The sequence below is a fragment of the Paenibacillus sp. MER 99-2 genome (genome assembly GCF_023714095.1).
In the GTDB taxonomy this organism is placed as follows: domain Bacteria; phylum Bacillota; class Bacilli; order Paenibacillales; family Paenibacillaceae; genus Paenibacillus.
The window spans coordinates 292211-313884 of the sequence record NZ_JAMAUZ010000003.1 but is presented as its reverse complement, the minus strand read 5'-3'; the positions used below and the strand labels follow the sequence as shown (position 1 = coordinate 313884).

The following is a 21674-nucleotide window of genomic DNA, read 5'->3' as shown; positions in this document are numbered from 1 at the left end:
TCACTCCCGTTATTATGCGGCGAGAAAGCCACCCTTATTCCCCATAAGAGCATCTTTATTTAAGTTTGAATTCAGCGTTTAGTTTGACCTCTTATGAACAAGCATCGTTTAGAATTCCATCAACCCGGTTAATAAGGACTACACCAGATAACGAAGGAGATGTTCGATATGAGTAATTCAACTAGCGATAAAATCAAAGCAGGCGTGAACAAAGCTAAAGGCGAAGTGAAGGATCAGATCGGTAATGCAACCAACAACAGATCCCTTCAGGCTGAAGGTAAAAAAGATAAAGCCAAAGGTGCTGTTCAGGACAAAATTGCTGATGTGAAAAAACATCACTAATACATCTGATTCCTGCAATCTAGTATAACTGACTTAAGGAGTCATTCCATGGTCTTCACTAGATGGGTAACAGATATAGCATTACTCCCCTGTCCAACAATAACTAACACCAGGTCAGTCCTGGGACAGAGGTGCAAAAAAGCCGAGGAAGGTGTGTTCGTACTACCCCTTCCCTGGCTTTTTTTGTACCGATTTGCTGAGGCGATACTCAGAATCAATAGCAGAGGGCGTGATATACATGGAGCAGACCGATCCACAAGTACAGACTTTATTTCTACATGATGATGGTGTGATCCCTAACAATCCTACACTTCCTGTGCTTATATACCACGGGGTGTGGGCAGACAGTCCATCTTCAGCAGAACAGAAGATGAACGATCACCGTTGGGGCAATAGCTGGGTTAATGGCGTGTTTGATTATCACCACTACCACAGTAATGCGCATGAAGCCTTGGCCGTCATTAGCGGCTCCGTTCAGATCATTCTGGGCGGTGAACATGGTCAAGTCGTTACTTTACAAACGGGTGATGTTGTCGTACTTCCTGCTGGAACAGGGCATAAACGGCTGCATGCCAGCCTCGATTTCCGTATCGCAGGCGCTTATCCCGCTGGGATGAATTATAATACGCGCACCGGTGATCCAAGCGAACGCCCCCAAGCTGTGCGTGAGATTCAGCAAGTTCCTGTACCAGATTCGGATCCGGTATATGGATCTGATGGACCATTGCTGAAACTATGGGGTAAACGTACAGAAGCTAATTAAGACTGAAGAACTCCCGAACTTACAAATAAACAAAACGTGTGAAGATCTAGCTTCCTTGGATATCAAAAGTATTTCTCTTTCGACTAGCTGCTGGCAAGTCTTATACTATAAAATCGCATCGCATGAGGCATGCCCTCCATGTCGAGTCGTCCCTGTAGAATAAGCTGACGTATGCGGTACTCAATAAAAGTATCGCCCACAGCTTGTTCCAGATGCCCCAGCACTTCACCTACAATGCGAGCTGACTTTATGAACTCACCAGGCTGCCTGGTTGATGCAACCTCTCTGACCTTCTGCATAATGAACTCATCGATGGCGTCTTCAGAGACGCTTTGGATGTAACCATCCTGCATCAAACGAAGATGCCCCGGCTGTGCAGACAGATGCAACCACTCTTGCTCCATTTGTCTGCGCTCCTCGGAAGATAACGGTTCATGTTGCTCGCAGTGATGCCACATCTTCAGTAAACTCTCGGAATGAATCTCACCTGTACCGCGAACCTCGTACTGTACCTCAGGTGTATTAAACAATTTTGGATATAAATCTTTCGTTTCAATATGATAAATTGGGCTTTTCCTGTCACGCAGCAAATGCATGGCATATAAGAGCCCGGTTCGCTCATGGCCATTGTTGGCATACCAGATCGTAATTCGGGTCTCTTCGTCAATGGAACTGACCATCTGATTGATGTGAAGCAGCTCTTCTATTCCTTGAACCGCATACCTTCCAGATTCACTCATGTGAAATCGCTCAAGCAGCCACAGATGTCTGCGCTGCACATTTACTTTGTTCGTTAGATCCCCCAATGGGCCAATCACATAGTAGTCATTCATCGTGAAAAAGCGCCGCCCTGAACGTCCAGGAACGTTGCCCATCGCCACCTTAATACTGCCTAACGGTGAGTCTCCAAATGCAATGTGTATTTCACGCGCTTTCTGTGTATCCAACGCCTGCTTCTGAGCCTGATCCTGACTTCGCTGGTCGCCCAATCTATTAAATAACGACTGAACTTTAGCGGCAAAAGCATCTGTACGACCTGTATCTACTTCTTGACTGACTGCCATATCTGCTCGAAGATACAGCTCACGTAACAACATACGTAGCTCATCCTCATTCATACGATGCAATTCTTGATCAAATTCAAATACATTCTCAATCATACGACTTCTCCTTTTGCTCCATCAGAATTGGACGACGAACGAGTAAAGTGACGTTCCAACTTACGGCTCGCCCATAGAGATGCGGCGATAAACAACAATACGCCACCCCAGCGAATAGGATGCTCCAGGAACTGCTCGACGTTAGAACCGATGTAGGTTACACAGAAGATCATAATGGCCTTACCACAGCCAACGGCGAGCAAGAAGGATAGCAACCGCATACGGGCAATACCTGCGGCAACATTGATAATAACAAACGGCCCAACCGGAAAAATGCTAAGCAAAAATACATAACTGAATGCATTCCTCCGAATCCATACCATACTGCGTTGTACTCGTGGTTTATTCGCCCATCGCTCTACAAAGGCAGATTTACCGATCTCTCTTACAAGTAGGAACGTAACCGTACAGCCTAATACCATTCCGATCCATGAATATATAAATCCCGCCCATAGTCCATACACCGCACCATTCACCCCAACAATAAGAAGTGTAGGCAGTGGTGGTACAAATGATTTCATAAAGGTGAGCAGAATCCCTGGTAACGGACCAAGCGAGCGAAACTGCTCTAACCAATAACGTATATTTTCTTCCGTAATATAGGACATAATGTCCAAGGGTACCAAGCTCATCTGCATCCTTCCAATCTATAATAAGTAACAACTGCTGTTCTATTTCATTTCGTACAAAAACTCTCACCACACTACTCTCAGTATAACGTACAGATGTACTTCCCACCGTTGTTAATTTGAAGAAATATTCACAGTTCATCGTGGGGTTCACATCACTTATTGGCATCACAAAGAGCACACCCCAACACAAGTTCAGGTGTGCTCTGCATTATCCGTATCTTCAAAGCCCTAATTAGATTGTAATTAAATAACCAACTAATCCAACTGCGCCTCTTGTAGCTGTATCTGAATCAATTCCTCCTGATGTGCTGCATTCCACTCCGGAATTCCAGACTGCATGAATTCATCCGCATCCATAGCCGCCTTTGATTGATTGCATAGATTGCAGGCACATACACAATTGAGCGGTGTCGTATGTCCACCTTTGGCTCGAGGAAGCAGATGGTCAATGGTGTCTCCATACGATCCACAGAAGTGACACGTATACTGATCACGATTCAGAATATATCGTTTAAAATCCTTGTTGCTAAATAATCTGCGAATGGTATACCGGTTGACCACCACTGCAGCCTTTTCCTTCACCAGCGTGACAGCAAGCTCCATATCAATCTCCTGATGCCAACGGCGTCCCTTGTCTGTTTTGCCACGCATTCGGATGAGTCCCTGTCTGTTGGTTCGAAGGGAGGAAGGATCTTCCGGATCAATAGCGACAGGCTCTGCTGAATTCTGACGGCGCTGACGACGATCTGTACTTAACCCACGATTACGAGTCCCATGCGAGTTTGTCCGATGTGGCGGTATCGTCACACGAGCTGAGTCTTCATTCGAACTCTGCAGCTCCGGATTCGTTACAGTCGGCTGCTGATCAGACTGCTGGTCAGGCTCTGATTTCGTTTGTCCTTTTTCCTGGAGAGCATCAGGTCGTTTCGCTTTTCTCTTCCTTCTTCTCTTCTTACGGTGTCCAGAGGTAGGCTCAGTCAATGATAAGGACTGCTTGTCCGAAATGGATTCACTCACAGGTGAAGCAGAGCTATCCTCGCTCGCTTGCACGGATACTGAACGCACAGCAGAATTAGCTGGTACAGTCACAGAGGTTATAACATCCTTCTCACTATTTGCTCGTTCGGAATGCCTTACATGTGGCATGGAGATGTTACTGACGGCTGCCTGTACACCAGACTTCCGACAGCTTCGGCAGGCTCCTCTTCTGGCGCCAGGGCCGGCGCGTTTCCCGGTTCTGCGCCGAAATTCGGACAACGGACGCTTTTGCCCGCAATACATACATGTCTTCGTCTGCTGCGCTTCATGTTCAGTCATATGTTGCCGGAAAGGGGCCGTGCCCATCTCCATGTCGTCACCTCGGTTCCTTATGAATCCGGTTTCTTTCTATTGTATCACATCTGCTCACGAACACCCTCATGAGCTCCTGATTGATATTCCTCAGCGCCGAATTCCCGCGGCTGCTCGCATTCATGAAGGATATGTTCCACGTATTCTAATATATCTTGCATCGGTCTCCCGCATTGTTGACATGTTGTCATTTATCTCACCTTGTTCCTGTTCATCGCTAAGAATTTGTAATCGTGTTCCGATGTCTCATTACCCTTCGTACGCGAAAAAGAAACATTCGTTCCCCATGCTTCAGGGCAATCTATATAACCACAACGAAAGAGTATTTACACTGGCCACTGCGATGCCAGAACAACCTTCCGATCGCTGTTACCCCCAGATTCCTTTCATTCCCTTCTCCAAAGGGGGAATCCGGGGATAAAGGCGAACGCTCCGCTTCTTCAGGTTATTTCTGTCCTCTCCGTTCTCGTGTAAACGTTTAGTTAATTTATATCTTATGACATACGAAAAAGCCGTTTCCCGCTCAACCCTAAGGTCGACCAAGAAACGGCTCCATATTCCTATGATGGAAAATAAATATAAATATAATTACGCGTCCAGTTGTCCTGGCTTCTGCTGTGGCACGAGGCGTGGTTTGGGCTTCGGCAAGTTACCGAAGAAGACCCATGCGAATGGAATGAATCTCGCTGTCAAACCTACAACAATCCACGATGCGATCAGAGCTACCCCGAACCCTCCAGCATACCAGAGGTGAAGCAGCCAAGACGTACCCGTTTGTGGAGGGAAATTCCGATAAACGAGCAAGAAGAACGGATGAATCAGATAAATGCCGAAGGACAACGCACCAAGTCGATTAAGCGGCTTAACGATCAGTGCCGGCCCTTTACGATAGAGCAGATAAGAGATCTGGATCAGAACCAGCGCACAAGCGAAGGTATGCAGATTCCAGAAGAATTCGTACCACAATGTGTTATAGGTTGCGATCTTAAGGCGCAGTAGATAATAGATGTACACATGCCCAAGACCGGCAAAGATCCATACAGCCCAGAGCAATACCCATGAAGCTACCCGCCCTTTTGTTGCATTGGCACGGCTAATGACAAACCACTGTTTGATCTTAGGGAAATACACGCCGATAAAGGCACCTAACATAAAGTACGAGAAGTAAGAGAACGCCCAGCTACCTTTGTTAGGAACCTGGAATCCATACTTATTACTTACGATGAAAGCCCACTGAATGAGTAGTCCAATCGGCACGGACCACTTCACAACCGAAGGATACTTCTTCAGCAACCATAGCACAAACGGGAATAACAGATAGAATTGCATGTTGATAAACACAAAGTACAGATGCGTATACGCCTTACCCGTGAAGAGCTTGGTGATGAAGCTAAGGGCTGACTCGCCGAATGGGCGCCCTTGATAATGGATGTAATGCAGTAATACAAAGTACATCAACGAAAACAAGAAATAAGGCAGTAAGATATACACGAATCTTTTCTTGTAAAAATTACTTACTAACTTCTTGTCCAACGGACGGGAATAATAGTTATAGAACAGCACAAAGCTACTCATAAAAATAAAGGTCGGCGTACCATATTTCATGAAAATATTAATAAAATTATACAGCCAGTAGTACCCTGACCCGGTCATGTCTACGGTGGCGTATGAAGTGGAATGCACACTTAGCACGCCGATTATAGCCATGGCCCGTACCAGATTTAGCTCTGGAATCCGCTCTCTCTTCATTGTTTCACTCATGTTTAGCGTTTCTCCTTCATTTGTTCGTCGATATGTCAGATATGACTTAATATAAGTAACACTCTCTCTATTAAAAAGCATAAAGCTTAATATGTGTAGTCCATTTTCTTAACATTTTCTAAATTTTCAAGCAGATTTCACATGTTTTTCATGTCCACCCATAGCAAAAAGACCGCTACAATGCGGTCTTAAGGGTCAGATAGCATATGTATTATGATTTATGGATGACCGGGATGAAAATGGTAAACTCAGGATCAGACTCATCCGCCTTCTGAGTCATAGGGTACACTTCGTAATGCGTAAGCGCACCTCCGGCTAACTGATATTCACTAGCGCCAATTCCCGTATATAGCTCGTTATATGACGCTTCGATGTTCTGACCCTTCGTGTGGTAACGCTTGGCATAATGGCTTGAAGCAACCTCAATACGCTCCATCCCCTCGGGAATCTCCTGTGTAGCACCAGCATCCACTTCAACGCCAACGTAATGAGTAAACCCGGTCTCTGTCATGTGATATGACAACCCAAGTAGCTCGTCCGGATGCAGCACATGCTGAATCTCGTTCAACCGACGTTTAAATTCCGACTGAATCACACGAATGCCACCGGCTCCTGCCTCGGCAAAGGTTCCTTCCCATTTCAAACCAACAACAACGCTTGCCTCTTTATGCACCAATTCAAACACACTATTTACCTGCTCCATGAACGCTCATCCTCTCACGATAATATAATTCACTTTCAGCCAGGAATTAGTAATTTACTCCACAATTATACATCAAACATAGTTGAAATAACTGTAATTTTTGTTAAATTTCAAAATAATCTGTCCCCTGTCAGAAGACTATAAGCCACATCATGATTCATCTTAAAAACAAAAAAACCGTAAGATCTCAAGAGATCATTACGGAGTAAAGTTTATATATCGCCTGTTTCACCAAGCTTTTTGCGGGACTGCATTTATCTAAAGCGCTCTAAGAATCCTTAGTATAACAACTTAGTTCTCTTTCGGACGACTACCTAGAATCATTTTATAGACCTCAATAGCCGCCTGACGGGACGCTTTCAGATCAACAATGGCATGTTCTCGCGGCTGATGGATGTCTTTGCTGTGCAAATCCTTCAGATCAGGCAACCATTTGCGAATATAATCCCCCTGAGGGTCATACTTTTCAGACTGTGTTACCGGATTATTCACTCGGAAATAGGGAGCGGCGTTCTCACCCAGCGAAGCACACCACAGCCAATTGCCACGATTCTGGATATTGTCATAGTCTCGCAGCTTACGTCTGAAATAGGCTTCGCCTAACGTAAAGGGACACTGCAAATTTTTGGTCAGAAACATTGCAGTCAGAATACGCAGCCGGTTCGGCATACGTCCAGTCTCATTCAATTCGGTCATCGCTGCATCAATAATCGGAATGCCTGTCTCCGCCTTGCACCACTTCTCAAAATGTTCATCGTGTAACGCCGAGAGATCGTATACCTTCTCATACGTAAAATAGTGACTCTCATACACGGCACGGTACAGATAGAAATCCCGGAAGCATAACTGTCTAATCCATTCATACGAATCCTCGGCTCGGCTCGCAGCATCATACATCTTACGGATCGATATCGCACCAACAGCCACATAGGAGCTCAGATGACTGGGTTCATACGCCTCATACTCATCCCGATGATCTCCGTAGTCTACCACTCGCTCTGCCAAGAAATCGTTCAATAATGGGAATGGATCTTCCACCGTAGTGTGTGTTAACAAATGCTCAGGCACATGCATGGATTCAGGAAATTCGATCTTGTGCTCACTTAACTTCAGATCTGCCACAGTGGTTGCTGAGGGCGGATTCGGATGCTCATTCATGAACTCAACCCAGCGACGATGGAAGGCCGCGAATACTTTGTAAGGCTCTGACTTACCTGTAAACGCCGCAAAACCTGCAAGATCCATTAATAGATGGTCTGTCAAAAGGGTAAAGGTGACCTTCCGATCTTCCGCAACTTTACGTATGCTACGATCCCGCTCTATTGCGTAAGGGGTCATGTCCCGATGGACAACAACCTCATCGATACTGCCTTCCATCTGCTCTAAGATGTATTCCACGACTTCAGCAGGCTTACCATACGCAACATGCAGAGGTTGCCCTGCCTCACGGTATTGATTGCCAAGCTCCGCTGCATGTTGTAGAAAATTCACACCACTGTGCTCCTCGTCACGACCTTGACGCAACAAAAACGGGTCATAGATAAACACATGCAGACTCTCTACTTCCTGATCTCGCAAATAATCGAATCCCACCAGGTCATCTGTTCGCAGATCTTTGCGATGTATGAACAATTTCATTGATATCCTCCTGCTGTCCTGCACTACTTCGCCATCAGCTTTTGATAAAGTTGACTCGTCTCCGTCTCAGGTTGGTGACCAAGCTCCTCAAATAGCGTAAGTGTAAACGATGTATACAATTTGAGTATGGCTTGCTGATCGTCCATGGATGCATACACCTCCATCATAAGACGGCAGACTTCTTCGGCATATGGCTCACGTTCTTGTAGTTGAATTAGCTGCTCGATCGATTCCTTACCTCGCCCATGATGCATATTCCACTTGGCGATATCCATTACAAGCTGCATATATTTCCGTTTAAGCTCACGCGCTTTGGCTTGAGACCAATGGTAATCATGCTCTTCCAGATAATCTCCTCGGTACAGTGCAGCGAATTCACGCAATTGCTCCACATTCTCTTCGGTGACTTCGCTGTAGCTTGTACCTTGTTCGAACTGTTCTACGTCACTTACGAGATTACCCGCAAGAAGACGATAGCGGTTCATATTGTATTCTAGTTTGCCCGTCATATGCCATTCCTTCAGAAGCTTGCGAATCTGATACACCGATGTATGTAGATGAGTCAGACCTTTCTCCTGAGAGACGTCTGCCCATAACTTGTCCAGTATGACCTCTTTACTTACCCACTCATCCCGATGATGAAACAGAAAAGCAAACAGTTCCTGCGACTTCGTCGTGCGCCACTTATGCTTCTTCGCTTCAGGAGCTAGGCTTCTGTAAATATCCAGATGCTTAAAGGTGAGTAACCCAGGAACATCCGTGTGAACCTGTGCATCCTTCGCATCGGGCTCTACAATCTCGGCGGTGACTGCAACTTGGGAATGAGCCAAACCAACATTCATAATCCGGTCTACTGTCTTTGCTAATCTGGCAGAGCTTAACGGCTTCAAGACGTAATCCAAAGCATGCAATTCAAATGCCTCAACCGCATGGTCAGCATATGCCGTTACAAATATAATCTGAACCTGGTAATCCAATTGCTGTATATATTCAGCCGCTTCCAGTCCATTCATCTCAGGCATTCCGATGTCCAAAAATACGACATCTACACGATTCTTGGCCAGAAAATCAATCCCTTCACGAGCTGTCGAAAAACATTGCACAGGTGTAATCCTTCCGTCCGACAATAACAGACGCTCCAAATGCAGCTGCGCTGGTTTCTCGTCATCGATTACAATCGCTCTCACCGTTCCTCTAACCTCCTAACTATATACAATGGATTAAAGACGACTTACACGGAACACTTTGATGCTGAACAACCTCATATAATTATTATTGTATATTAATTAACTATTCTAAGGGTACATAAAACCGAATAATCGATCCCTTTCCCAAATGACTCTCAATCTCTAGACCTGTACCATACAGCGAGGTTAATCGCCGATTAATATTTTTCAAGCCGACGCCCCCCGGTCCTTCGGTGCGCCCAGATTGAACCTGCGCTAGCCGCTCTGGCGATATGCCTACACCATTATCTTCGACCTGTACTAGGATATGGTCTCCTGTATTGGCGATCTTGAGAGATACCGTCCCTCCAGACGCACGCTCCATTACACCATGGCGAATGGCATTCTCCACCAGAGGTTGGATACTCAGTGGAGGGATATAGAGACGAATTCCAGGCTCGACGTCGTATAGAACAACCAGCCTTTCCTCGAATCGTGCTTTTTCCAAATGAACATAGGATTCAACAAGCTCCAGCTCCTTGTGAAGTGGCACAAGCTGATCTCTGTTCTGGAAGTCAAAACTCCCTCGTAGATACTGACTTAGTTCAACCAGCAAGTCTGTAGCCTTGTCCGGATTAACCGCACATGTGGCAATAATGACATTGAGCGCATTATAGAGAAAATGTGGTTTGATCTGTGCTTGTAAGAAGGCCATTTCGGTGCGAATCGCCCCCTGTACGGAGGCTTTCATCTCAATTAGCGTTCTGACCCTGGCGCGAAGCTCACCTGCATCTACAGGTTTACTCAAGAAATCATTCGCTCCAGCCTGAAAACCAAGCTTGATATCCTCAGGCAAGCCTCGCGCCGTCAACATCAGAATAGGTAGCTCGGATAATGAACTACGCTCCCTCAGCCTACGGCACAGCTCAATCCCAGACATACCAGGCATCATCCAGTCCGTCACCACCAGATCAATGCCAGGATGTTTCTCACGCAGCTTCAGCGCAGCGGCTCCGCTATCGGCTGCAATGACGTGATATCGCTGTGTTGATAACAAGTTGATCAGAACTTGACGATTGACCGGATCATCGTCTACAACCAGGATCGTGTGATCCGCCTCAAAGATATAATCGTTTTCATCCAACTCATCAATGAATCCGTTATTCTTCTCAGCGCTCTGCGTGGCAGCTACGTACTGTGCTGCTGAGGGTTTATAGCTCGCTTGAAGTAAATTCGTCTGTGCGACCGGCAACGTAAAATGGAACACTGAGCCTTCACCTGGAACGGATTCAACCCATATCGTTCCGCCGCCTAACTCAACAAGCTTACGTGTAATACTTAGGCCGAGCCCCGTGCCTCCCATGACATTCTCACTTGTCCCATTGCCCTGCTCATAGGATTGAAAAATATCTTCCAGCTTCTCCGCGGCGATGCCTACACCAGTATCAGCAACGGAGACGGTCACCTGGTCACCCTCAACAGTCGCATATAGGTGAATTTCGCCTTGGTGGGTATACTTGTACGCATTCCCCAGCAGATTGTACAAAATCTGCCGTAGCCGATCCTCATCCGCTTCCACAAGCGGCATACCCTGCGGCCACTGCTGGAGCAGTACAATTGGCTTATCTCCGAAGGTAAAGTCGGAAACCTCCACGACTGTACGTGCGATGGATTCCAGATCCACCGCTTCCCGTTTCAGTTCAATTTCACTATTTTTAAGCTTGGAAAAATCAAGAATATCGTTAATTAACAAAGAGAGCCGTCTGCCTGTAGAAGTGATCATAGACAGGTTTTTGGCTTGCTTTTTCGTAACTTCACCTGCAGCACCCTCCAGCATGGACTGGGCAATATTAATGATTCCGTGTAGCGGCGTGCGGAGCTCATGAGAAGTATTAGCCATAAACTCATCTTTGAGGCTATCAATGACAAGCAACCGCTCAGATAAAGCCTCAACCTCACGAAAGGATTCCGCAAATCGAATGGCTGTTAGGATCATCTGTATGAAAATAAATAATAATAGCTCATACAGCGCTAGAAACGATGTATCCCAAGTGGTAAAGGCACCAACGGTATGCAGCACCACAACCATCATCAAGCTCATCATGCTAAGTAATGCAAAATGTCCATCATTCGGTCTCATTTTCAACCAAAACACCATAGCTCTAAGCGAGTAAAGGATGACAACAAGAGAAATAAGTAACATATATGGCGTTAGACGTGAAAACACGGCTGGTGGTAACGCAAGCCCGATTACACATTGTAGGATGACCAGCGTGACACCAAGTCGAACAAACCATTGATGCACAGCACCCGGAACAATAACATCGATATACCGGAGCAGATAGTAATACGCAAGGGCCGCACTAAGAAACTGAATTCGCAGGATTTCGTTATTCGGGAGAAAGGGTAGAAATGTACCTAACAACTTCTCTCCATGGGTCAAGGCATACGTCGCACCAGCAAGACTGAACAAGCCCAGATAACGAAGTTCACTTTCGTTCTGCCTTAATCTGAATAACAGTAAGAAGAATGCCGCAGGAAACAGGAATCCGAAGAGAGCCATCAGATCGGTAAGCCAGCTCCATTGCTGGCTATTCTGGATGCTACGTTCATCTCCGAATAAGACTGAGGCAACGATCCCGCCGGAGGAGTAGCTATAGTTAGATACCTGAATAAGAATATCCGCACTCTCTCCATCAATGGATGTAAAGCCGGTGAACGGCAGATTGAGCTGGATATCAATATCTGGATTGACCCCAGGCAGACCTTTACCGCCGATTTCTTTGCCATCCAAAAAAATACGATGAGCCATGCGGATATTCTGAGAGCGTATGCCATAATCGTTCTTAATAACATTGGGATCAATCTTAATGCGTACATGATATGTACCGAATCCATGTGCTTGACCAAGTGTTTTATTCCACTGTGAGGGAACTTTCACCTGTGAATGAGGCGATAATGCCTTACGTCCAGATCGATCAGCCTCCAAATCAACGGGTGTCAACAATTGATTCGGATAGAAATCCCAATCACCATCAAGCGTTGCAGAACCCTTTTGGTCAAAGTCCCATTGAGTCAGATCTATGAATCCATCCTGGACGGTTGGATTGGTACGATCGGATATTAAGGTATGCGCTACCCAACCCAGCGGAAATATCACAATACATATGAAGCTGATCGTGAGCATAATCCAGTGTTTTTTCATCCTAAATCCTTCCGTCTCTAGAGAAGAACGTCTAAATTTGTCGTTTAATCGTCATAAATCTAAATTCAAAAAGGGCGATCTTTTTGAACAACCTACCTCTATAAATCCATGTTACACGTTTCTCGTGTAGACGGAAATAGTTGGAGCAGCTATTTTTGCAAAACAAAAAGCCACAAACTCGTCTACCGGCTTGCTCGCCCGCATCGAATTTGCAGCTTTCTGGCTCTATCACGCTGTTATTTCACTATAATTCCATTGGAATTACAGTAAATACATTATTGAACCTCTTGCGCAAGTTTCTGTACAATTCCCACCCAGCCTTGTTCCATACGCTCACGTACGATGGCATGCGCTTGTCCGAATTCGGTCAATTGATCGGCATCCCAACCACTGTGAGTTAACGTAAACCGGGTTCCTTCAGGCTGTTCACTCAGCTCAAATGTAAGCGTCCAGTCCTTGCCCCAACGAAAAGAAAGCTTGTGCTCCGGCTTGACTTCAATCACCTTGCATGGGGATTGCCCAAAGGGGCCTGCTTCCAATATGAATTCATGACCTTCTGTTGCTTCCATGTTACTAGGCATGAACCAACGACCCATACCTTGTGCTGTGGATACGATCTCCCACACCTTACTTACCGGCGCATGAAGGAGTACCTGCTGCCGAATATCCGGCAATGCACTTGCTGAATCCATTCTACTTCCTCCTTAGAAATCAGTACCCGCGAGAATATTGCGTCGCAATTCCTGCCTGATCCTTCGTAATGCCAAGTGCCAGCGCTGCATGGTTCGCCCAATACGGGTCACGCAGCATACCTCTACCTATAGCGACCAAGTCAGCATCACCGTTTCCAATAACTGCTTCGGCTAAGGCATACTCATCAAGCAACCCTACCGCAATGACAGGAACGTTCAATTCCTCACGGAAACGGCGTGCAAAAGGAACCTGATATCCAGGATAGTTACCTGGTTTTCTCTGTCCTGTAGGCCCTTCACCACCTGAGCTGATGTGGAACATATCTACACCGGCCTCCTGATAGGCACGAGACATCTCAAGGGTATGATCTATATCATATCCACCATCAGCATATTCTACTGCGGAAATCCGCAGAATAAGTGGCATATCCTCAGGCATTTCCTTTTTCACTGCACGAATCACTTCAACGCCAAACTGGGATAGATTCTGGCCGTATTTATCTTCCCGGTGGTTCATCAGCTTGGAGTGGAATTGATGCATCAGATATCCGTGTGCCCCATGTAGTTCGATTGCATCTACACCTGCTTGAACCGCACGACGAACACCGTCTGCGTATTTCTGCACCATTTCTTCGACTTCTTCTGTCGTTAACGCTCTTGGAGTCTTAAAGTTCTCCCCAGGGAATGTCACAACAGAAGGTGCAACAGGCTGCTCGGCATCCTGTGCTTTTCGTCCTGCGTGAGCGATCTGAATCGCCACTTTTGAACCGTGGGCATGTATGCTATCAATCAGCTTGCGAAAAGCTGGAATGTGATCATCTGACCATATCCCGAGGTCATTATCGGTGATGCGTCCATCTGGGTCAACATCTGTCATCTCAATGACGATCAGACCTGTGCCTCCAACAGCACGACTCACATAGTGAACCTGGTGCCACTCATTAGGAATACCATCCTTGGCATCTACGGAATACTGGCACATCGGCGCCATAACAATACGATTATTTAACTGTAATCCCTTGAACTGATAGGGAGAAAATAAAGTCTCTGACATATGGGCTACATCTCCTATTCAAATCTTCTGATATATATATTGAGCTTGTTAGCTTGCGTCACTTCTATTATGAACTTTACCTACCGGAATACAAGTACGTACATTTCTGTGCCCTAGTACCCTTTTTTATACCTGACCTCATCTATAAACGCTACTCAGCGAACACCCAGTTAAACGTGATATTATACCAGTAGAGACTGACAGAAAATATGTTCAACTAAACTTTTTACACGAGAACGGAGAGGACAGAAATAACATGGAGAAGCAAAGCGTTCGCCTTTATCTCCAGATTTTCCCTTTAGAAAAAGGGAATCAAAAAAAATCTGGAGATAACAGCGATCGGAAGGTTATTCTGTCATCGGAGTGGCAAGTGTAAACTTTTTTCAGTTGAGCCTAAATAACACTACAATTATCTATTTAAACTAAAGGAGCGATTAATGGTGAAAGACATCCTAATCCAAAGATTAACCACTTATGTGCAGATGGATACACAATCTGACGAAAACAATGAAACGTGCCCTTCCACACCAGGTCAGTTGGCACTAGGCGAATTACTCGTTAAGGAGTGCCAATCCATTGGACTACAGGACGTTACCGTGGATGAGAACGGTTATGTGATGGCAACGCTCCCCTCCAATACAGACAAAGACGTTCCTGTAATTGGTTTCCTTGCTCATCTGGATACGGCTACCGATTTTACAGGCAAAAATGTTAAACCACAGGTCATCTCCAATTATGATGGACAAGATATCACATTGAATAAAGAGCTGGATGTTGTTTTGTCCACGACGGACTTCCCGGAACTGCATGAATACAAAGGACATACCTTGATTACAACCGATGGCACGACGCTTCTCGGTGCAGACAACAAGGCGGGTATCGCAGAGATTATGACGGCGATGGCATACCTAATTGAGCATCCAGAGTTGAAGCACGGGAAAATACGGGTCGCATTTACCCCTGATGAGGAAATCGGTCGTGGGCCGCATAAGTTTGACGTAGCTGCATTCGGTGCGAAATACGCTTATACCGTCGATGGCGGCCCACTCGGAGAGCTGGAATATGAGAGCTTCAATGCCGCAGCAGCTAAGATTACAGTGCGGGGCACCAATGTGCATCCTGGAACAGCCAAAGGCAAAATGGTCAATTCCGCTAAAATTGCGATGGAACTGAACCGCCGTCTGCCTGTAGAAGAAGCGCCCGAATTCACTGAAGGTTATGAAGGTTTCTACCACCTCATATCCATTGAGGGCGACGTTGAACTGACCAAACTGAGTTACATTATTCGTGACTTTGATCGTGAGAAGTTCGAGGATCGCAAAGCCTACCTTCTGAATGTAACGAATGAACTCAAAGCCAAATATGGCGAGAAGAGCATTACCATTGAGATCAACGATCAGTACTACAACATGCGTGAGAAAATTGAACCTGTGCGTCAGATCGTAGATATTGCACATGAAGCCATGACGCGTCTTGATATCGAACCAATCATTCGTCCTATTCGTGGCGGAACAGATGGCTCCCAGCTCTCCTACATGGGTATGCCTACCCCTAATATTTTCACAGGCGGCGAGAACTATCATGGTAAATTCGAGTATGTATCGGTTGATAACATGGTGAAAGCCACTCAGGTTATTGTGGAGATTGCTCAATTGTTCGAGGATCGAGGAGAGATTTAACGTTTTAGAGAACGAACGAATAGGAATAGCTCACAATGAATTAGCACCCTCTTTTGCACAGCAAAAAGGGTGCTTTTTTCCCTGTCATTCATACATATTTCCACCTGCGATTTCACGGAGCTCTTCTACATTGTTAATGACGATCTTGCGCTGCTCTTTACGTATAATATTTCGCTCGCTCAGGTCAAGAATCACACGGTTCAGATGCCTGTAACTCGTGCCTAACATATCCGCAAGATCAGTCAGCTTGGAGGTCTGAATCTCCTCGGTCACCTGACTCTCCTGCTCCATTGTAGACAGCAAGTAACTAGCGAACCGACTTTCGACCGGATACAACAGATTTAAACTGGATAGGTTGGAGAACGTGTACAGCTTATGTGTCACCTGTTCAAGCATGAAATGTAGGAACTTGGCATTTTCAGCATAGGTGTTTTGCAGGTAACGATAGCTAACAGCGAGCAGCAGACTTTTGTTAACCGACTCGACTGTATTTTTCGCTTCTTTGCCGTTCACCAGTTCCAGATCGCATACAAGTGCAAGTGGGGTGCTGAAGCGAAGCAACAGAGACTTGCCATTGGGTAGTGTGGTATAGATCTTGAGTTTACCCTGAACTAAGAAATACAGGCGCTCGGGTCGTTCTCCTTTGGCACAGATGATTTCCCCTTCAGAAGCCTCAAGCAGTCTGAGCTCAGCGAATGCAGATTGATCCAACACCTGGTCTAAACCATGGTTACGTGCAAGCTGGCGCATTCGCTCAAAATCCATAATTTCTCTCATCCAGCCAAGCCTCCTTCTCACCCAAATTACATATACAAACGGACATATGTCCCAAAAATGATATGCACAACTACAAATATCTTGATATAAAAACAGTTACAACTAGCACTTATATCCAGTAAATCAGTTTTAATGGAAGACAATTTAAAAATAAGACTGAAAACTGTCATTATTTTATCAAAAAAGGCGTTCAGGATTACGCCCATACGTCCGATGAAAGATAAAGTGTTACGTGCGTCCGATGATACCAAATTAAATTATAAATATGGAAAGGGTGGCTTTAACCCATGAATGTGATCGATGCTCTTACGAAAGCTATGCCTTATATCAGTCTGATTCTTAGAGAACCTGCTAGCCTGACTCTCTACGATCATGAAAAAGTCGTAGAGGTCTTTACGACAGAAAACTTTGTTGACCTTGGTTTCCGCAAAGGCATGGATCTCTTAGATGATTACAGAAACTTTGCCGTACTGAAAAATGGGCGTGAAGCTACCATCTCTAACCTGCCCGTAGAAATTTTCGGTCGTGAACTGGATGTACTTAATATCCCAATCTTTGATGACCACAACAACGTTGTGGCGGTTTTCTGCGTGTCCTATGATCAGACGAATCAGAATCAGCTTGAGGATATTATACAGGAAAATCAAAATATCAATACAAACCTGGTGGATATGGTTCAGCATGTCGCGGCTCATGCCGAGGAATTGCAAGCAACCAGTGAACAAATCCTTGAGAATGCACGCCTTGCCGTGCAGAATTCCTCCCAGATTAACAAAGTCGCTGGATTCATTCGTGAGATTTCCGAACAAACGAATCTACTCGGACTCAATGCTGCAATTGAAGCAGCACGCGTGGGTGAAGCAGGCGCAGGGTTCGGCGTTGTTGCTTCTGAAGTGCGCAAGCTGTCCGTGGATGCCAAACAGGCAACGACAGATATTGATGCTAGCCTGAAAGATGTTCAGCAGGTAATCAAACAGATGGAGGTTGAGGTTTCCCAGATTGCGGCTTCTTCCCAAGAACAAGCTACACTGGTTCAATCCTTCACCGATGTTATTGAGAAGCTGAACCAGACCGGCGAACAGATGAAAACTTTGTCGGAGCAACTGATCAGCTACTCGATCTCCAAATAAACGAAAATGCACTCCCGGGGTGGAATCATCTCCACCCCGTAATAGGGAATGTGACAAACAGGGCTTCTTCATCCCTTTACGGGATGGCAGAAGCCCTGTTTTTATTTTAAATACTATGAATGGTGTTGCATGGTCTAATGCCCACATCAATCATTCTAAAGCTACATTTTACGCTTTAATCTGGTTAGTCACTGCTTCCGTCTCTGATTCCCAGCACTCTACTTCGCCCGGGATCTCAATTCGATCACGCGTAAAGACTGGATTATGCCCCTCAGCTTTTTGTTTCTTATAATCCTTCAGAGCGGCAAACGTTACTTTGGACAACATTAGAATTGCAATCAGGTTCACGACAACCATAAGTCCCATGAACAAGTCTGCCAGATCCCAAACCAGCTGTACTTTAGCTACTGCTCCGAATATAACCATAGCAATAACGCTCACACGATATAGCCATAGCCACCCTTTATTGGATTTGATAAATTCAATGTTCGTTTCCCCATAATAATAGTTTCCGATAAGGGTACTGAAGGCAAATAGGAATATCATAATAGCGAGAAAACCAGAAGCCCATGATCCGATATGCACGCTCAGTGCAGCCTGGGTCAACTCAATACCACCTAAGTCTGAGCCTTGATACACGCCTGATAATAAAATAATCATCGCAGTACTTGTACAGATAATCAGTGTGTCTGTCAGCACACCAAAGGCTTGAATAAGCCCTTGCTTCACGGGATGTGACGTATCTGCAGTGGCTGCAGCATTTGGTGCACTACCCATACCTGCCTCATTGGAGAACAAACCACGTTTAACCCCGTTCATCAGTGCCGCTCCTAGCGTACCGCCGGCTACCTGTTCAATGCCGAAGGCATTTTTGACAATGAGAACAATCATGGCTGGAAGCTGGGTGATGTTCGACAGCACAACAAATGCCGCCACTCCAATATACAGGACAGCCAGCACAACAACGATGTACTCCGATGCCTTCGCGATCCGCTTCACACCACCCATGATGATGGCTGCAAATACCACGGCCATAATGATCCCAACGGTCAACCGATCCATGCCAAATGAATTTTGGAATGCTACTGTAATCGTGTTCGACTGCACAGCGTTAAAGACAAGCCCGAAGGATAACGTAATGAGAATTGCAAAAAGAACACCCATCCAGCGCTTACCGAGCCCGCGCTCCATATAATAGGCGGGACCTCCGCGAAACCCACCATTGTCTTTGATTTTATAGATCTGAGCAAGCGTACTTTCCACAAAGCTAGAAGCGGAACCAATAATAGCGATGATCCACATCCAGAATACCGCTCCAGGACCACCCAGCGCGATTGCTATGGCTATACCCGTGATGTTTCCTGTACCTACACGTGCGGCCATACTAATACAGAAAGCCTGAAACGGCGAGATTTTACCCGGTTCCTTGCTTCGAGGCTCAGCGAGCACCTTCACCATATCACCGATCATGCGGAACTGCATGAACTTGGTTTTGGTTGTGAAATACACCCCACATACGACCAACAATAGTATTAATAGCTTAGACCATAGAAAATCGTTGAAATTGACAACGATATCTTGTATTGTTTGCTCCATCGGCAACGCTCCTTTTACATGTTTGTCTCGTTATATAGCCCCTCTAACTGCACGACTGAAACGTTGTTCCAATCCTAGATTCATGCACAATATGACTCGCCCGGAATGGGCTGCTTGAATCTGGATACACTTGTCGTTAAGTGCATATGATTTGTACCATTACACATAAGCAGGGTTGTACTCTTTTAGATGTTACCTATACTACAATCTCAACTACGGAAATCGACAAATACCTACATCGAATCATTTAATTTTTTTATAAAAAATCGAATTTCGGTTCAACCGCTGTTACGTTACCTAACATCAGCACTCAAAAAATGTATCTCAGCTGAAACACTAAGCCGTCTTCTATAAGGTTATATAAGGGCGAAAAGACAGTGAAAGATGCACCTTAGCGAGTTTCCAGACATGTCCTAACTTGATGTGATGGGATTCCATGGTCTTCACATGGGGATAGAGAACGAAGTATGATAAGAATGATGATGTTCAACCAACGGACATTTCGGCTGAATCCCATCTTCGATGCTGAGATGCCTTCAGGCATCCTTCGTAATCAAAAGCGGACTTTTTGAACAACCTCTAGAAGAGGGGAGGAGACTGAGAATGCGTTATTTTATTGTTGATGATGATGCAGGAGTTCGCTCTATGCTGATTGATATTATTGAAGATGAGGGGCTTGGGGAAATTGCGGGAGAAGCCGAGGACGGGATTCATATTCATGCGGATCTGTTAGAGATGCATAAGGTGGATGTCCTGCTCATTGATCTACTCATGCCGCAACGAGACGGAATACAGACTGTGCGTGCACTGGAAGGACGATTCGATGGCAAGGTCGTCATGATCTCACAGATTGAGTCCAAAAATATGATTGGGGAAGCCTATTCTCTTGGGGTAGAATACTATGTTACGAAGCCGATTAACCGATTGGAGATTATGTCCGTTCTGCGTTTAGTCGAGGAGCGTCTGCGCATGCAACAATCCATTCAGGATATTCAGCGCACACTTCAAGGCTTGTCCCGACTACAATCATCAGAACGCACAGCAGCACCCGCCCCTGACAAAACCATCACAACGGCAGGACATTTCCTTCTATCCGAGATGGGGATGATTGGTGAGGCAGGCAGCAGAGACCTTCTAGATATGCTTGAATATCTGGAAGAGCTTGAGGCGGAAGACCAGAAATTATCTACGTATACGTTGCCGTCGCTCAAAGATATTTTTCAGAATGTGGCCATCCGTAAGCTGGGGGCTGATGCTTCAGCCGTGGAGATAACCAAGGAAGTCAAAGCGTCGGAGCAACGCGTTCGTCGAGCGATCTTCCAAACGTTAAGCCATGTCGTTTCATTAGGACTGACGGATTACACTCATCCTAAGTTTGAGAATTACGCATCCAAATTTTTCGATTTCACGGAGATCCGCAAAAAAATGCTGGAGCTACAAAACAATGTGGAACCGTCCTTGTCCCAAACGCGCATTAACACGAAGAAATTTGTCCAAGTTCTCTACCTGGAAGCCAAGCGCTTACTGCATTAGGGAGAACCCCGTGCTCCATAAAATACGGACATGACCGAACTGGAATGATACAGCCCCTTGTTCTTACGCTGTATGTTCCAGTTATTTTCATGCCAGCATAGGGATAATCGATTTATAGAGGTTATTCAAAAAGTCCGCTTTGGATTACGAAGGGTGCCTGCCAGCATCTCAGCATTGGAATATGGAATGCAGCCGAATGAAGTGGATGAAACAATGTTGATCTGATCTATATGTAAAAAGGTTTAAATACGCTTATTCATTTCGCTTGGAATTATATTATTCTTGCTCTCGTCTGACTCCGATTTAATCGATTATATTCATTGATTAATTCATCCAAAGCCATGGACTGCCGAATAACATCGGGATGCCCCAACCCGCCCCCATGATGTTCAACCAACATGTGAAGGCTGCGTCTGGCTTTCTCGATCCGATTGATTAAATCCAAACTCATAACCATCTACCTAAGACCTCCTTATTTCTGTGTTATATTCTA

At 45.5% G+C, this 21674-nt stretch carries 18 protein-coding genes; 5 read left to right on the top strand and 13 right to left on the bottom strand.

Going from position 1 to position 21674, the window contains the following annotated elements; all coding sequences use genetic code 11:
* Window positions 1–168: 168 nt before the first annotated feature.
* Both M3636_RS16445 and M3636_RS16440 read left to right on the top strand, forming a co-directional pair.
* A complete protein-coding gene (locus tag M3636_RS16445; protein ID WP_064506464.1) occupies window positions 169–342 on the top strand; it encodes a CsbD family protein in 174 nt (57 codons plus the stop codon).
* A 238-nt stretch (window positions 343–580) separates the two neighbouring features.
* Window positions 581–1105, top strand: a complete 525-nt coding sequence (locus M3636_RS16440) for a cupin domain-containing protein (RefSeq protein ID WP_145409030.1) — start codon at window positions 581–583, stop codon at window positions 1103–1105.
* 83 nt (window positions 1106–1188) lie between these two features.
* Here M3636_RS16440 and M3636_RS16435 read toward each other — a convergent pair whose 3' ends face one another.
* The 10 genes from M3636_RS16435 to M3636_RS16390 form a co-directional block, all read right to left on the bottom strand.
* Window positions 1189–2265: a DUF1835 domain-containing protein gene (locus M3636_RS16435; RefSeq protein WP_251383240.1), complete on the bottom strand. Its 1077-nt coding sequence runs from the start codon at window positions 2263–2265 to the stop codon at window positions 1189–1191.
* Window positions 2262–2897 carry a TVP38/TMEM64 family protein gene (locus M3636_RS16430; protein WP_145409028.1) on the bottom strand — a complete coding sequence of 212 codons (636 nt, stop codon included), beginning with the start codon at window positions 2895–2897 and terminating at the stop codon, window positions 2262–2264. The genes M3636_RS16435 and M3636_RS16430 overlap by 4 nt, the downstream gene beginning before the upstream one ends.
* A gap of 255 nt (window positions 2898–3152) precedes the next feature.
* A complete protein-coding gene (locus M3636_RS16425; protein WP_251383239.1) occupies window positions 3153–4241 on the bottom strand; it encodes an HNH endonuclease in 1089 nt (362 codons plus the stop codon).
* A 594-nt stretch (window positions 4242–4835) separates the two neighbouring features.
* The gene (locus tag M3636_RS16420; protein ID WP_251383238.1) at window positions 4836–6008 is read right to left on the bottom strand and encodes an acyltransferase; all 1173 of its coding nucleotides are present in this window, start codon (window positions 6006–6008) and stop codon (window positions 4836–4838) included.
* Between the two features lie 211 nt (window positions 6009–6219).
* Window positions 6220–6711, bottom strand: coding sequence for a GyrI-like domain-containing protein (locus tag M3636_RS16415; protein ID WP_251383237.1), 492 nt, complete (start codon window positions 6709–6711; stop codon window positions 6220–6222).
* A gap of 291 nt (window positions 6712–7002) precedes the next feature.
* The gene (locus M3636_RS16410; RefSeq protein ID WP_251383236.1) at window positions 7003–8349 is read right to left on the bottom strand and encodes a cryptochrome/photolyase family protein; all 1347 of its coding nucleotides are present in this window, start codon (window positions 8347–8349) and stop codon (window positions 7003–7005) included.
* A gap of 23 nt (window positions 8350–8372) precedes the next feature.
* Window positions 8373–9536 (bottom strand): response regulator, encoded by a 1164-nt coding sequence (locus M3636_RS29770; protein ID WP_251383235.1) that lies wholly within the window; start codon window positions 9534–9536, stop codon window positions 8373–8375.
* Window positions 9537–9639: 103 nt separating this feature from the next.
* Window positions 9640–12720, bottom strand: a complete 3081-nt coding sequence (locus M3636_RS16400) for a hybrid sensor histidine kinase/response regulator (protein WP_251383234.1) — start codon at window positions 12718–12720, stop codon at window positions 9640–9642.
* A gap of 275 nt (window positions 12721–12995) precedes the next feature.
* On the bottom strand, window positions 12996–13412 hold the full coding sequence (locus M3636_RS16395) for an SRPBCC family protein (protein ID WP_251383233.1): 417 nt from the start codon (window positions 13410–13412) through the stop codon (window positions 12996–12998).
* Window positions 13413–13431: 19 nt separating this feature from the next.
* Window positions 13432–14466, bottom strand: coding sequence for an NADH:flavin oxidoreductase/NADH oxidase (locus M3636_RS16390; RefSeq protein ID WP_128104044.1), 1035 nt, complete (start codon window positions 14464–14466; stop codon window positions 13432–13434).
* A 440-nt stretch (window positions 14467–14906) separates the two neighbouring features.
* Here M3636_RS16390 and pepT point away from each other — a divergent pair, with 440 nt between their 5' ends.
* Complete coding sequence (pepT, locus tag M3636_RS16385; RefSeq protein ID WP_251383534.1) at window positions 14907–16145, top strand: peptidase T; 1239 nt, start codon at window positions 14907–14909, stop codon at window positions 16143–16145.
* Window positions 16146–16229: 84 nt separating this feature from the next.
* Here pepT and M3636_RS16380 read toward each other — a convergent pair whose 3' ends face one another.
* Window positions 16230–16922, bottom strand: coding sequence for a Crp/Fnr family transcriptional regulator (locus M3636_RS16380; protein ID WP_251383232.1), 693 nt, complete (start codon window positions 16920–16922; stop codon window positions 16230–16232).
* Window positions 16923–17209: 287 nt separating this feature from the next.
* On the opposite strand from M3636_RS16380, the gene M3636_RS16375 reads away from it, so the two are divergent.
* Window positions 17210–18052, top strand: coding sequence for a methyl-accepting chemotaxis protein (locus M3636_RS16375; RefSeq protein ID WP_128104046.1), 843 nt, complete (start codon window positions 17210–17212; stop codon window positions 18050–18052).
* A gap of 168 nt (window positions 18053–18220) precedes the next feature.
* Here M3636_RS16375 and M3636_RS16370 read toward each other — a convergent pair whose 3' ends face one another.
* Entirely contained in the window at window positions 18221–19648 is a 1428-nt protein-coding gene (locus M3636_RS16370) for an alanine/glycine:cation symporter family protein (protein ID WP_251383231.1), read from the bottom strand.
* Between the two features lie 603 nt (window positions 19649–20251).
* Here M3636_RS16370 and M3636_RS16365 point away from each other — a divergent pair.
* On the top strand, window positions 20252–21181 hold the full coding sequence (locus M3636_RS16365) for a response regulator (RefSeq protein WP_251383230.1): 930 nt from the start codon (window positions 20252–20254) through the stop codon (window positions 21179–21181).
* Window positions 21182–21452: 271 nt separating this feature from the next.
* On the opposite strand, the gene M3636_RS16360 is transcribed toward M3636_RS16365, so the two are convergent.
* Window positions 21453–21638, bottom strand: coding sequence for an aspartyl-phosphate phosphatase Spo0E family protein (locus tag M3636_RS16360; protein WP_128104048.1), 186 nt, complete (start codon window positions 21636–21638; stop codon window positions 21453–21455).
* Between the last annotated feature and the right edge of the window lie 36 nt (window positions 21639–21674).

Coding starts and splice junctions, on each gene's coding strand:
- M3636_RS16430 (WP_145409028.1), bottom strand. CDS start 2,897: ATGAGCTTGGTACCCTTGGACATTATGTCCTATATTACGGAAGAAAAT.
- M3636_RS16360 (WP_128104048.1), bottom strand. CDS start 21,638: ATGGTTATGAGTTTGGATTTAATCAATCGGATCGAGAAAGCCAGACGC.
- M3636_RS16415 (WP_251383237.1), bottom strand. CDS start 6,711: ATGGAGCAGGTAAATAGTGTGTTTGAATTGGTGCATAAAGAGGCAAGC.
- M3636_RS16365 (WP_251383230.1), top strand. CDS start 20,252: ATGCGTTATTTTATTGTTGATGATGATGCAGGAGTTCGCTCTATGCTG.
- M3636_RS16410 (WP_251383236.1), bottom strand. CDS start 8,349: ATGAAATTGTTCATACATCGCAAAGATCTGCGAACAGATGACCTGGTG.
- M3636_RS16425 (WP_251383239.1), bottom strand. CDS start 4,241: ATGGGCACGGCCCCTTTCCGGCAACATATGACTGAACATGAAGCGCAG.
- M3636_RS16375 (WP_128104046.1), top strand. CDS start 17,210: ATGAATGTGATCGATGCTCTTACGAAAGCTATGCCTTATATCAGTCTG.
- M3636_RS16435 (WP_251383240.1), bottom strand. CDS start 2,265: ATGATTGAGAATGTATTTGAATTTGATCAAGAATTGCATCGTATGAAT.
- M3636_RS16400 (WP_251383234.1), bottom strand. CDS start 12,720: ATGAAAAAACACTGGATTATGCTCACGATCAGCTTCATATGTATTGTG.
- M3636_RS16395 (WP_251383233.1), bottom strand. CDS start 13,412: ATGGATTCAGCAAGTGCATTGCCGGATATTCGGCAGCAGGTACTCCTT.
- M3636_RS16370 (WP_251383231.1), bottom strand. CDS start 19,648: ATGGAGCAAACAATACAAGATATCGTTGTCAATTTCAACGATTTTCTA.
- M3636_RS16420 (WP_251383238.1), bottom strand. CDS start 6,008: ATGAGTGAAACAATGAAGAGAGAGCGGATTCCAGAGCTAAATCTGGTA.
- M3636_RS16380 (WP_251383232.1), bottom strand. CDS start 16,922: ATGAGAGAAATTATGGATTTTGAGCGAATGCGCCAGCTTGCACGTAAC.
- M3636_RS16445 (WP_064506464.1), top strand. CDS start 169: ATGAGTAATTCAACTAGCGATAAAATCAAAGCAGGCGTGAACAAAGCT.
- M3636_RS16390 (WP_128104044.1), bottom strand. CDS start 14,466: ATGTCAGAGACTTTATTTTCTCCCTATCAGTTCAAGGGATTACAGTTA.
- M3636_RS16440 (WP_145409030.1), top strand. CDS start 581: ATGGAGCAGACCGATCCACAAGTACAGACTTTATTTCTACATGATGAT.